The sequence below is a fragment of the Longimicrobium sp. genome, assembly GCF_036280135.1.
Lineage (GTDB): Bacteria > Gemmatimonadota > Gemmatimonadetes > Longimicrobiales > Longimicrobiaceae > Longimicrobium.
Genome location: NZ_DASURI010000958.1, coordinates 1 through 12,713, shown reverse-complemented (window position 1 = coordinate 12,713; position 12,713 = coordinate 1). Strand labels below are relative to the sequence as shown.

The following is a 12,713-nucleotide window of genomic DNA, read 5'->3' as shown; positions in this document are numbered from 1 at the left end:
CGTGAGTGCGTGAGTGCGTGAGTGCGTGAGTGCGTGAGTGCGTGAGTGCGTGAGTGCGTGAGTGCGTGAGTGCGTGAGTGCGTGAGTGCGTGAGTGCGTGAGTGCGGAAGGTGGTGATCACCGGGACGGGCGTCCAGCCGGAGCGGGTAAACCCGCCGCTGGGACAGCGGTAAGTCCCGTCTCGCGCCGACGCGCTCTGCGAACGAGGCTTCAACCGACCAGACACCGCTCCGGTGCACTTCGGCCGCCTTCGCTGGGGCAGTCCGCGCAGGCGGACTTCGCGAATTTCCAGCGGCGAATTCATTCGCTCCGGACGGCGCGGGGTCGGCTTTCCCTCTCCTCCTTCGATTCCACCGCGAGCCAATCCCACACCGAACGCGCTCCCCGCCGCGCATCGTCCCGGATCCGTCCCGCACCCGCCACGCGCCCATGCCGTGTCCGATCCGTATCGGAAATGGGCGATCTGCCGGGCGAAGACGTTGCAGCGCGTGCACGCCGCGCCTATTGTACCCATCCAATCCGTAGCCCTCCGCCTTCAGCACCGCCGTATCCAGATGCGTCTTGCCCCGCGTTTTGCTGCCTGGGCCGCCGCGTGCGTGGCCCTCGCGGCCGCTCCGGCCCTCCACGCGCAAGCTCCTGCCCCCGTCCCCTCGATCGCCGAGAAGACGCGCGGCATGGAAAAGCGCGACGGCTTTCTCCCCATCTACTGGGAGGCATCCACGGGCAAGCTGTGGATGGAGATCCCCCGCCCCGGCCAGGAGCTCATCTACGTCGTCTCCCTGCCCGCCGGCGTGGGCTCCAACGACATTGGCCTGGACCGCGGCCAGCTGGGCGGCGAGCGCATCGTCCGCTTTGACCGCGTGGGCCCGCGCGTGCTGATGGTGCAGCCCAACCAGGGCTACCGCGCCACAACGGACAACCCGGCCGAGCGGCGGGCCGTGGAGGAGTCGTTCGCGCAGTCCGTGCTCTGGGGCTTTACCGTGGCGGCGGCGGACGGCGACCGCGTGCTGGTGGATGCCACGGACTTCGTGCTGCGCGACGCCCACGGCGTGATCCCGGCCCTGCGCCGCGGCCGCCAGGGCGACTACAAGCTCGACGCCACGCGCAGCGCCCTGTACCTGCAGAACACCAAGGCATTTCCGCGCAACACGGAGATCGAGGCCACAATCACTTTCACGGGCGACAACCCGGGCAACTTCGTCCGCGACGTCACGCCCACGCCCGAGGCCATCACCGTCCGGCAGCGGCACTCCTTTGTCGCGCTGCCCCCGCCGGGATACACGCCGCGCCGCAGCGACCCGCGCTCCGGCTTCTTCGGCATCCAGTACTACGACTTCTCCACCCCCGTGGGCGGGGAGATCATCCAGCGGTTCGCCTCGCGCCACCGGCTGGAGAAGCGCGACCCGTCCGCGGCCATGAGCGATCCCGTGGAGCCCATCGTCTACTACGTGGACGCGGGCGCGCCGGAGCCCATCCGCAGCGCGCTGCTGGACGGCGCGCGGTGGTGGAACCAGGCGTTCGAGGCGGCCGGCTACCGTGACGCGTTCCGCGTGGAGATCATGCCCGACAGCATCGATCCCATGGATGCGCGCTACAACGTGATCCAGTGGGTGCACCGCTCCACCCGCGGCTGGAGCTACGGCGCCACGGTCACCGATCCGCGCACGGGGGAGATCATCAAGGGCCACGTCACGCTCGGCAGCCTGCGCGTGCGGCAGGACTACCTGCTGGCGGAGGGGCTGCTGGCGCCGTACACGGACGGAACGAGCATCCCGCCGGAGATGGAGCGGATGGCCCTGGCCCGCATCCGCCAGCTGGCCGCGCACGAGGTGGGGCACACGCTGGGCATCGCGCACAACTACGTGAGCAGCACGCAGAACCGCGCGTCGGTGATGGATTATCCGCATCCGCTCGTGCAGCTGCGCGAGGACGGCAGCATCGACCTGTCGAACGCGTACACCAGGGAGATCGGCGACTGGGACAAGCTCGCCATCACCTGGGGCTACGCGGACTTCGCCGACGGGACGGACGAATACGCGGCGCTGAACGACATCCTCTCCCGCGGCCGGGCGCGCGGGCTGACGTTCCTTACGGACCAGGACGCGCGGTCGCCGGGGAGCGCGCACCCGCAGGCGCACCTGTGGGACAACGGGACGGACGCGGCGGCGGAGCTGCGCCGGGTGATGACGGTGCGGCGCGCGGCGCTGGACCGCTTTGGCGCGGCGGCCATCCGGTACGGGCGGCCCATGGCCACCCTGGAGGAGGTGCTGGTGCCGCTGTACCTGCACCACCGCTACCAGGCGGAGGCGGCGGCCAAGGTGGTCGGTGGGCAGGAGTACGCGTTCACCCTGCGCGGCGACGAGCAGGCGCCGCCCCGCCCCGTCGCCGGCGACGTGCAGCGGGCGGCGCTGGACGCGCTGATGACCACGCTGGACCCGGCGCAGCTGGCCCTGCCGCGAACGATCCTGGGCCTGATCCCCCCGCGGCCGTTCACGTACGACGCGCACCGGGAGATGTTCGACCGGTACACGGGGATGACGTTCGACGCCGTGTCGCCGGCCGTGACGGCGGCGGACATGACCGTGTCGCTGCTGCTGAACCCCGAGCGCGCCGCGCGGCTGGTGGAGCAGAACGCGCTGGACCGCTCGCTGCCGGGCCTGGAGTACACGCTGGACCGGCTCGTGGACCGCACCTTTGGCGCCCGCTACACGGATCCCTACCAGGCGGAGATCGACCGGGGCGTGGAGTACGTCGTCGTCCGCCGGCTGATGCAGCTGGCGATGGACTCGGACATGCCGCAGGTGCGCGCGCTGGCGCAGGGCACGCTGATGGAGATCCGGAGCCGCTTCGGCCTCACGAGCGCGGCGGCCCCGGCCAGCCCGGACGCGGCGTTCCGCGCCCTCGTTGCGGCGGACATCACGCGGTTCCTGGATCGTCCGTACGAGCCCGAGGCCCGCGCCCCCGACCTGACCATCCCCCCCGGCCAGCCCATCGGCGACGAGGACTGGTAGCGGACGGATTGATGGAGGGATGAAGAAGAGCGGCCCCGCGGAGTGATCTCCGCGGGGCCGCCGGTCTTTCCATCCCCATCTTCCCCTTTGCCCAACGTACCGGGTTCCGAAAAGCGTTTGATTTCCTGAGGGGCCCTCACGAACTCGACCGCGCCGGATGCGTGCGGCCCCGAAGGATCTTCCCGACTTGGCGAGGACTCAGTCCAGCGGCGAAGTCCCTGCCCGGCGAAGGGGATCCTTCGGTCGCGCCTGTAGCTTCGTGAGCGGGCGAATTCCGCGCGGCGCTCCCTGAATAGAAAGTGCAGGCTCGGAGCGCGAGCGCCCCCTCCGGGCTCGCGGAACTCGCCCACCTCCCCCAAAAAACCCTGGGGAGGTTGGACGGCGGCGACTTCCATCCCGCAGGGTGCGATGGCTCAGGAAATCAACACCGATGTACAGCGTTCATGCAGATTCGACATCGCGCGCGGTCGACCGAGTCAGCGGGCTTCTGCAGTTACCGTTGACTCCGTTGGCCGAAGGCCCCGTGTGAGAATGCCGTTCGCCGGTAATCTCCCCCTGGACGGAACACAGCCCGCACGGCGCGGGCGTCGCGAATCGCTTCTCAGCGGCCGGCGCTGACGACGGTGCCGCCGCGCACCACGCCGACGGCGACGGCCTTTTGCGCCACGTCGCCGTTGCGGTCAAAGGCGATGGTGCCCGTCACGCCCTCCACGGCCGGGTGCCGCGTGCCGACGCCCTCCAGGTACTCGCGGACGCGCGCGCGGTCTGCCCCCGCCTCCCGCAGCGCGCGGGCGATCACCTGCACGGCGTCGTAGCCCAGCGCGGCGTCCGCGTTGGGCGCCTGCTTGAACCGCTCGCGGTACGCCGTGGCAAAGCGGGCCGCCGCCGTGTCGCGCGCGTCCGCGAAGAACGCCGCGCCAATGAACAGCCCCTCGCCCACGCGTCCCTCCGACTCCACCCCCAGCAGCCCGTCCGCGCCCATCACCACGCCCGTGTAGCCCAGTGCCCGCACGCGCGGCACGATGGCGACGGCGTCCTCCGCGCGCCCCGCGATGAACAGCGCGTCCATGCCGCGGCCCAGCGCGCGACGCAGGTACGGCTCCGCGCCGGAGCCCGCCGCCAGCATCTCCGTGAGGTACGGGTCCTCGCTGACGACCTGTCCGCCGCCCTGCCGGAACGCGCCGGCGAAGCTGGCAGCCACGCCGCGTCCGTACTCGTCGTTGGCGTAGAGCACGGCGGCGCGGCGCACGCCCCGCGCGCGGCTCCACTGTGCCAGGGCGGGCCCGTACGCCAGGTCGCTGGGCGAGACGCGGAACGTCCACGGGCCGGCGTGCGTCACCTCGGGGCTGCTGGCCGTGGGCGAGAGCGCCACCACGCCGCCGCGCGGGTCGTTGTAGACGGCCGCGGCCGCCAGCGTGGCCCCCGAGTTCACGTGCCCGATGACGGCGGCCACGCTGGGGTCGTCGCGCAGCTCGTTGGCCACCTGGATGGCCTTGTGCGTGTCGCCGCCGTCGTCCTTGACCACGAGCGCCAGCGGCCGCCCGCCGATGCCCCCGCCCGCGTTGATCTCCGCCACGGCCAGCTCCGCCGCCTGGCGGATGGCGCGTCCGCCGGCGGACTCCATGGAGCCCGCGAGGCCCACGTGGATCTCGTCCTTCCCCGGGCCGCCGCACGCGGCCAGTCCCAGGGCCAGCACCGCGCCCGCGCGTCTCCAGCCCTTCATCCGCCGTCCTTTTGCTGATTCCCGGTGTGCCGCCCGCCCGCCGCGCGGGCGAAAACAAAGTGCGGACGGAGCCTGCCGAGTCCGTCCGCCCCGCGGCTCCGCGGGCTGGCGCGCACAATATGCCATCGTGGAGCGCGATTGGGGAGGGGTTCAAACGGCCAATTCGTGGCCGAAGGAGAGGACCGCGCGGTGCGTTCCGCCCGCGATCCCTCGAGAGGTCGGGTCCTTGATGCAGGCAGGGGCGACGGGCTCGAGCCGTCACGGCTGGAGCACCCGCACCCGCCGCCGCGGGTGCTTCACGGCCAGCACCTCGCGCTGGTTGCGGGCGTTGACGTGGGTGTAGATCTGCGTCGTGGCGATGGAGCTGTGCCCCAGCAGGTGCTGGATGTGCCGGATGTCCACGCCCTCCTCCAGCAGCAGCGTGGCCACGGAATGCCGCAGCAGGTGCGGCCGCACGGGCACCCCCACGCCCGCCCGCGACGCGTGCCGACGCAGCAGCACCCGCACCGACTGCTCCGACAGCCGCCGCCCATGCCGGTTCAGAAAGAACCACGCTTCCCGCGGTGCCACGGCCCCGCGGGCGTCGCGGTACGCACCCAGCGCCGCGATGATGCCCGGGTCGCAGATCTGCACCACGCGCTCGCGGCCGCCCTTGCCCAGGATGCGCACCCAGCCGTCATCCAGGTCCACGTCGTCCAGCGACAGGTGGCAGATCTCCGACACGCGCGCGCCCGTGGCAAAGATGGCCTCCAGCACGGCCGTGTCGCGCACGCGCACGAATCCCTCCACCCCCGTCTGCGGGCCGGCGCTGCGCCGCGCGTACAGGTACTGGAACAGCCGCTCCACCTCCGGCAGGGGAATGGTGCGGGGCACCCGCCGGGTCTCCTTGATCCGCACCTCCATCTTGCGGAACGGCGTGTCGTCGATGGTCCCGTCGCGCTCCAGGTAGCCAAAGAACGCCTTGAGCGTGGCCACTTTTCGCTTGACCGTCTTTTCCCGGTACGGCTCGAACAATCGCTGGATGTACGCCCGCAGCTCCGCCTTGCCCAGCCGCGCCACGTCCCCCGTTGCCTCGGGCGAGAGGGCGGCCGCGAACTGCCGCAGGTCGCCCTCGTAGGCGTCCAGCGTGCGCGGGCTCAGGTTCTTTTCGTACCGGCAGTGAAAGAGAAAGCTCTCGACGGCCTCCGCGACGGTCATGCGGCGTTCCGGTGCGGGAGAACAAAGTGGCGGCGCGCGAAGTGAACGCCGTAGACGGAATGGCCGCTCGCGCGCGGCCCAACGCGTCGAGGCCGGCCCCGGAGCGTGTCCGGAGCCGGCCTCGGCGTCATGCGGCGGTGCGTTTGCGCGGCGGTCTAGATGTGAAGCGCGTGGCCCAGGCTGGCCAGCGCGGCCTCGGCGACAGCCTCGCTGAGGGTGGGGTGCGGGTGCATGGCCCGGTCCATCTCCTCCATCGTCGTCTCCAGGTGACGGCCCACGACGAACTCCGCGATGAGCTCCGTGGCGTGCGGCCCCACGATGTGCGCGCCCACCACCTCGCTGTACTTCTTGTCGCGGATCACCTTGACGAAGCCGTCCGTGTCGCCCGCCGTGAGCGCGCGGCCGTTGGCCGTCCAGGGAAAGGTGCCCACCTCGATGTCCAGCCCCTGCGCCCGCGCCTGCTCCTCCGTCAGGCCCACGGACGCGACCTCGGGGTGGCAGTACGTGCAGTTGGGGATGTTGGCGTAGTTGATCCCCGCGTGCGGGTCGCCGTGGATGGCCTCCACGCACGCCACGCCCTCGTGGCTGCCCTTGTGCGCCAGCAGCGGCGGTCCGGCCACGTCGCCGATGGCGTAGATGCCCGGCACGTTCGTCTTCATCTGCCGGTCGATGGCGATGAAGCCGCGGTCCGTCATCTTCACGCCCGCCTTCTCCAGGCCGATGTCCTCTACCAGCGGCACGCGGCCGATGGCGCTCAGTACGCGCTCGGCCTCCACCACCTGCGTTGCGCCCTTGGCGTCGGTGATCGTCAGCTTGACGCTGCCCTTGCCGATCTCCGCCTTTTCCAGCTTGACGCCCGTGAGGATGTTCATCCCCCGCTTGCGGTAGCTCTTTTCCACCACGGCGCTGCAGTCGCGGTCCTCCAGCGGCAGCACGCGGTCCGCCATCTCGATGATGGTCACCTGCGTGCCGAACGCGGCGTACACGTCCGCGAACTCGCAGCCGATGGCGCCAGCGCCCACGACCGCCAGGCTCTTGGGCGCCTCGTTGGACATCATGGCGTCCGTCGAGTCCCACACGCGGTCGTGGTCGATCTTGAGGAACGGCAGGTCACGCGGCCTGGAGCCCGTCGCCACGATGATGTGCTTGGCGCCGATCGTCTGCGTCTTGCCGTCCTTGCCCGTCACCTCCACCTGGCCGTTGCCCACCAGGCGGCCGCGGCCCTGCACGTGGGTGACCTTGTTCTTCTTGAACAGGAAACCGATGCCCTTCACCAGCCGCTCGCTCACCTGGCGCGAGCGCTTGACGGCCTGGGCCATGTCGGTCTTGATCTCGCCCACGGTCACGCCGAACTCCTTGGCGTGGCCCAGGTGCGTGATCATGGCCGCGCTTTCCAGCAGGGCCTTGGTGGGGATGCAGCCGATGTTCAGGCACACGCCGCCCAGGTTGCCCTCCTCCACGCACGCCGTCTTGTATCCCAGCTGCGCGGCCTTGATGGCGGCCACGTAGCCGCCGGGGCCGGCGCCGATCACCACGATGTCGAAGCTGTTGTCCGCCAACGCTCACCTCAGCAGATGCGAGTTTGCTTCACGATGCCGGCGCCGGGCGCATGCATTCATCGTGCAAGGCCGGGCGGCGGGGGGAGCAAACTACGGGGCGGACGCCGGACGAGCAACGTCTGACCGGATTCCGCTCCGTCCGCGGATGTGGATCCGCTCCGCTTCAGTTCTCCCCTCTCCGCGAGGAACGAGCGGGGAGGGGCCGGGGGAGGGGCGGGCTGCTGCCGGCGCGAGCCATCCTCCGCTCGCTTCTCGCCCGTCCACGCCGCCTCCGTGCGATCACGTGCTTCTACCGACGCGATCGTGTGGTCCAGCTTCGACGGGGTTCCGCGCTCCCTCGCAGACGTCCGTCGCCCGCAGTCGATGTCTCGGTCGATGCGATCCGCCGATCCCGATCTGATGCCGACGCAGATGTGTGCCCCCCGCGAAATCCGCGATGCGCCTCGCCTTGGCTCGGCGAGAACGCCGAGCGAATCGCCGTCCCCCCGCCGCGGCGCATTCATCCCGATCAATCGAAGGACGCCTCTCACGCTGGAACGCGGAGGGCGCGGCGCACCTTTCCGGTACACCGCGCCCTCGCATTCATCCAATCTGCCCGAAGCCGATCAGCCGTCGTGCGCGCTCGTGCCCACGCGGCTGGCGAACTGCTCGAACAGCTCGTCGCTGTCCCACCCCGCCGCCGCCACGTGCGCGGACACCGGGCCGGCCGGGGCGCTTTCCACCGCGGCCGTCTCCGCCGTGAGCGTGAGCGACGGCGTCACCTCCGCGGCAACGGCGGCGAACTCCACGCCCTCCGGCGCCGACACCAGCGCCGGCACGGCAATGCGCCGCGGCTGCGCGGGCTGCCCAAAGCCGTAGCCCGTCTCCACCATCATCACGGGCGGCATGCCGGGCAGCGGCTCCGCCACCGGCAGCGGCTCCACCACGCCCATCTTGCCGAACTCCGCGATCATCTGGTTGATGTACTGCTGGTACGTGCCCGTGAGCCCGCGGAACCAGCTGTCCCGCGTGCGGAACTCCGCCTGGCGCTGCTCCGGCGTCCGCGCGTGCACGATGCGCTCGTACCGGTCCTCGCTGATCACGTGGTTCGGGACACGCGCCGGCCAGAACGTGGGCGTGTACGGGTCGTACGTGGGATCGTAGCCCGCGCGGCAGCTGGACGTGTCCGTCTGCCAGGGCACCGCCATCCACCGCGTAAGGTCGCCCGGCGCCTGCGCGTTGAGCGGGCCCGCCGCGCTCAGCGCGATCTCCGGCGTGAGCACGGGGCCGTAGTCCGGCTCCGGCTGGTTCGCCGCGCGCTGCAGGATGCGGTACGGCGAGCGGAACATCGTCGTGTGGCGGATGGGCCACGTGACCTCGCACCCCGGATGGAACGCATCCGCCAGGCAGTAGTGCATGGACGCCTGGTCCAGCATGGCTGGCTGCGCCGCCACCGGCACCTCCTCCAGCGTGCGGGGGATGGGCCGGTCCGGGTTCCAGTCCGCCTCGAACTGCCCCAGCGCCCACTGCCGCAGCGCCGCGTACTGCGTGGACGACACCGACGCGTGCTGCCGCGGCGACGTGCCCACGCGCTCCATGGCGTCGCCGTAGATCCACGGCCACGGCAGGGGCGACGCGTTCGTCGGCGTGGGCGCGCGGAAGGCGTTGAACACCTGCCGCCGCAGCTCGGCGTTTGGATCCTTGGTCAGGTCCGCGGGGTTGGCGCGGGCGGACAGGCGCGCCAGCATCTCCGGCCGCAGGAAGTTGTTGGGCCCCTCCCAGCCAAACTGCGTGGCGAAGCCCTGGTTCACCCACTGCAGCCCGTTGAAGCGCTCCAGGATGGGATGGATGTCGCGCGTGAACGACACCGTCTTCGGCTTGGGCAGCCAGCCGTTGGTGATGAACAGGTCCGACAGCAGGTCGTGCAGCGTGCGGATGCCGATCACGTTGGGCGCGTAGTTGGGCGGCGCCGTCACCACCCACGCGCCCTCCACGGGCAGCTCGCGGCCGCCCAGCGTCACCTGCGCCGTCACGGGGCCGTCGGACGTGTCGTCGTGCCAGCCGTCGTTGTTGGCGAAGGTGATGGCCGGCCGCCCGTCGTACGACGCCGCCTCGCCGCGCCCGCCCAGAAAGATCAGCCGCCCCGCCTCGTCCGTGCGCAGCTCGCCCAGGTACACCGGCGTGCCGAAGAACTTGCCCGTGTCGCAGGCGTACGCCGGCCCACCCTGGTTCACGCCGTCGATGCTCACCGGGCCGGGGTCGATCACCAGCTGTTGGCGCTGGTCGCCCTGCACGGAGGCGTTGCGGCGCTCGCTGGGGTCCGTGCCCGCCGCGCTGGCCTCGGGGATGTCGAGCGCCACCTGGAACTGGTACCACGCGCTCTTCTTGTTGGCCACGTGCACGGTCCACCGGATGTCGGCGTCCGCGGCCGTGAGCTCGCGCACCACGTTGCCCTGCGCGTCGTAGCCGTAGATGCGGAACCGCGCGGCCTGCCGCTTGAGGGCGCCCGTGTTGTCGCGCTCCTTGTAGAAGCCCGGTGCTTCCGGCAGCGGGTCCGTGACCTCGGGGCCGATGAAGTACTCGTCCTGGCTGTTGCCGATGCGGGCGACGCCGATGGTGGGGTGGATAGCCGCGCGAACGATGCGCGCGTCGTCGATGGGGTTCATGGATCTGCTCCTGCGGGGAAGGAACGGGCGCGTCGAGGTGGGGATGACGCGAGGGAGACGCGGGGTGTGGCCGATGGCGCGCGAGCGGCGCTGCCACACCATAACGGAGCAGTCGGCGATGAGCAAGGATGGCGTGAAACGCGCGGAATCCATCCAGGAATCCGCGCTCGAACCGTCCGGCGCGCGCAGAAGGGCGCAGGGCACCACACCGGGGTACTCTGCGCCCTCTGCGGCTCTGCGTGAGAATGCAGTTGCCGTTGAAGTTGCCGTTCAGTCGTCCGAGCCGCGCCCCCGGCCGCGGCCGTGGAAGCCGTCCTCCATCTCGATCCGCAGCTGCGTGCGGCCTGTGGCGCTGGACAGGTCCAGCACGTTGCTGCCGCTGCGGAAGATGGCCTGCGGGTCCAGCGTCACGTCCAGGCTGCCCGTCTCGCCCTCGCCCACCGTGAGCGCGGGGTTCAGCCCCAGCTCGATCTCGATCTCCGCCTCGATGAACGCGCGGAAGGAGCGCGGCGTGCCGCCCGTGGGCGTGAACGTGCCCACGACGAGCATGCTGGCGTCGCGCGGCCAGTCGGGGAACTGGGACAGGATCTGCTGCCGCAGGGCGTCGATGCGCGCGCGCTCCACGGCGTTCTCCTCGTCGTCGTCCAGGTCCTCCACCTCGAACTCCACCTCGTCGTAGACCCCCGCCGGGACGTCGCCCGTGCCCACGGCCACGGGGCCGCCCGTCAGCGGCAGGTCCACGAAGAGCGGGCCGGCGTCGAAGTCCTCGCAGTCGTCGCCGTCGTCGCCGCTGCGGGCGCCGTCATCCCCGCCGCGGTCGTCGCCCGGGCCGTCGTCGCTGCCGTTGGAAAAGGCCGCGCGGCCGCAGGGGTTCACGTCGTCGTCGCCGTCCAGCTCGAACTCGGCCACGACCATGCGGATGTCGCTGATGGTGAGCGTACCGTTGGCGCCCGTGACCACGAGCTGGTCCGTGCCGCTGGTCTGAAAGCGGGCGGACGAGGCCAGGGCCGCGCTCCCCGCCGTGCCAAAGCGCAGCTGCACGCGGGCGTCGTTGCCGCCGCCCAGGGGAGAATCCGCGCAGCCCGCCAGGAGGGACGTGGCCAGCACCAGGCCGCAGGCGGAGAAAAGACGATGGGACAGCATGGGTACGGCTCCAGTGTGTTGGGTTCCGAGCCACCGTCCGGACCTCCGCGGCGGCTTCGGCCCGGGGAAAGGCAGACGAGGGACCGAAGCTCGGCCCGGCGGGTACGTGAGCACGCAACCCCGCACACCGGATGGATTTGCGACCCGTCCGCGCCCACTCTGGCGGTACGGCGCGGCGGGGTGATATCGTATCGAATCGCTACACTCGCGCGGACGGCGACTCGCCGCGCGACTCCATCCGTTCCGTCCACGGCCGTTTCCCGGACCCCGTGAGCCTCCTGGTCGTCGCGCGCAGCGAATCCTTTTCGTCCCTGTGGCCGGAGCTGGCCGCCGCGGGGGGCGCGCCGCTGCGCGTGGTGGACGCCGCGGGCGAGCTGGGCCCGGCCGGCGACGCGCTGGCCGTCATCCTCACCGTGGCGGGGGTGGAGGAAGAGGCCGAGGCCGTGCTGCGCGAGATGGCCGCGGCCGGCGCGCCCGCCCCGCTGGTCGTGGGCGCGCGGGCGGACCACCGGCTGGCCGTGGCCCTCGTGCGCGCGGGCGCGGCGGACTACTTCGCCCTGCCGGCGGACGTGCAGGCCCTGCGCGACGAGATCGCCGAGCGCGCCCGGCGGCGCGAGGCGCAGGCGGCGGGGGGGCGGCTGGCCGCGGCGGAACGGCAGGCGTTCGACTTCAGCCGCATCATCGGCCGCAGCCCGCAGCTGCGCGCGGCCCTGGACCGCGCGTCGCGCATCATCCCCCACGGCAAGGCCACGGTGCTCGTCACGGGCGAGACGGGCACGGGCAAGGAATTGATGGCGCAGGCCATCCACTACAACGGGCCCCGCGCCGCCGCACCGTTCGTGGAGCTCAACTGCAACGCCATCCCGCCCACGCTCCTCGAATCCGAGCTCTTTGGCCACGAGAAGGGCGCGTTCACGGACGCGCGCGCGGCCAAACCGGGCCTGTTCGAGGCGGCGGACGGCGGCACGCTGTTCCTGGACGAGATCGGCGACCTGCCGCTCACCCTGCAGGGCAAGATCCTCAAGGCGCTGGAAGAAAAGGAGATTCGCCGGGTGGGCGCCGTGCGCGCGCGGGCCGTGGACGTGCGCATCATCGCCGCCACGCACGTGGAGCTGGCCGATGCCGTCCGGCGCGGTGCGTTCCGCGAGGACCTGTACTACCGGCTGAGCGTCATCCGCCTCCACGTGCCGCCGCTGCGCGCCCGGCGCGAGGAGATCCCGCACCTGAGCACCTTCTTCCTGCGCGAGGCCTGCGACGACCTCAACAAGCCGGACATCGAGCTCAGCTCCGCCGTGCTGGATTTGTTCGCGCAGTACGTGTGGCCGGGCAACGTCCGGCAGCTGCGCAACGAGATCCGGCGCGCCGTCGCGATGAGCGTCCCGGGCACGACCATCGCACCCGATCTGCTGTCGTCCGAACTGGCCGGGCTGGGCCG

At 71.3% G+C, this 12,713-nt stretch carries 7 protein-coding genes; 2 read left to right on the top strand and 5 right to left on the bottom strand.

Going from position 1 to position 12,713, the window contains the following annotated elements; genetic code table 11:
* The first annotated feature begins 674 nt into the window (after positions 1-674).
* Positions 675-3,011, top strand: coding sequence for a zinc-dependent metalloprotease (locus VFZ20_RS30815; protein ID WP_329687811.1), 2,337 nt, complete (start codon positions 675-677; stop codon positions 3,009-3,011).
* Between the two features lie 601 nt (positions 3,012-3,612).
* Here VFZ20_RS30815 and VFZ20_RS30810 read toward each other — a convergent pair.
* The 5 genes from VFZ20_RS30810 to VFZ20_RS30790 form a co-directional block, all read right to left on the bottom strand.
* Positions 3,613-4,734 carry an ABC transporter substrate-binding protein gene (locus VFZ20_RS30810; RefSeq protein WP_329687810.1) on the bottom strand — a complete coding sequence of 374 codons (1,122 nt, stop codon included), beginning with the start codon at positions 4,732-4,734 and terminating at the stop codon, positions 3,613-3,615.
* 258 nt (positions 4,735-4,992) lie between these two features.
* Positions 4,993-5,931, bottom strand: a complete 939-nt coding sequence (locus tag VFZ20_RS30805) for a tyrosine-type recombinase/integrase (protein WP_329687809.1) — start codon at positions 5,929-5,931, stop codon at positions 4,993-4,995.
* Between the two features lie 155 nt (positions 5,932-6,086).
* A complete protein-coding gene (lpdA, locus tag VFZ20_RS30800) occupies positions 6,087-7,490 on the bottom strand; it encodes a dihydrolipoyl dehydrogenase (RefSeq protein WP_329687808.1) in 1,404 nt (467 codons plus the stop codon).
* 605 nt (positions 7,491-8,095) lie between these two features.
* Complete coding sequence (locus tag VFZ20_RS30795; protein WP_329687807.1) at positions 8,096-10,135, bottom strand: LodA/GoxA family CTQ-dependent oxidase; 2,040 nt, start codon at positions 10,133-10,135, stop codon at positions 8,096-8,098.
* Between the two features lie 270 nt (positions 10,136-10,405).
* Entirely contained in the window at positions 10,406-11,278 is an 873-nt protein-coding gene (locus tag VFZ20_RS30790) for a hypothetical protein (RefSeq protein ID WP_329687806.1), read from the bottom strand.
* Between the two features lie 269 nt (positions 11,279-11,547).
* Here VFZ20_RS30790 and VFZ20_RS30785 point away from each other — a divergent pair.
* A partial coding sequence (locus VFZ20_RS30785) for a sigma-54 dependent transcriptional regulator (protein WP_329687805.1) occupies positions 11,548-12,713 on the top strand: 1,166 nt, incomplete at its 3' end.

Excerpts from the sequence above, each read along its gene's own strand:
- VFZ20_RS30815 (WP_329687811.1), top strand. The coding sequence starts at position 675 with ATGGAAAAGCGCGACGGCTTTCTCCCCATCTACTGGGAGGCATCCACG.
- VFZ20_RS30810 (WP_329687810.1), bottom strand. The coding sequence starts at position 4,734 with ATGAAGGGCTGGAGACGCGCGGGCGCGGTGCTGGCCCTGGGACTGGCC.
- VFZ20_RS30805 (WP_329687809.1), bottom strand. The coding sequence starts at position 5,931 with ATGACCGTCGCGGAGGCCGTCGAGAGCTTTCTCTTTCACTGCCGGTAC.
- VFZ20_RS30795 (WP_329687807.1), bottom strand. The coding sequence starts at position 10,135 with ATGAACCCCATCGACGACGCGCGCATCGTTCGCGCGGCTATCCACCCC.
- VFZ20_RS30790 (WP_329687806.1), bottom strand. The coding sequence starts at position 11,278 with ATGCTGTCCCATCGTCTTTTCTCCGCCTGCGGCCTGGTGCTGGCCACG.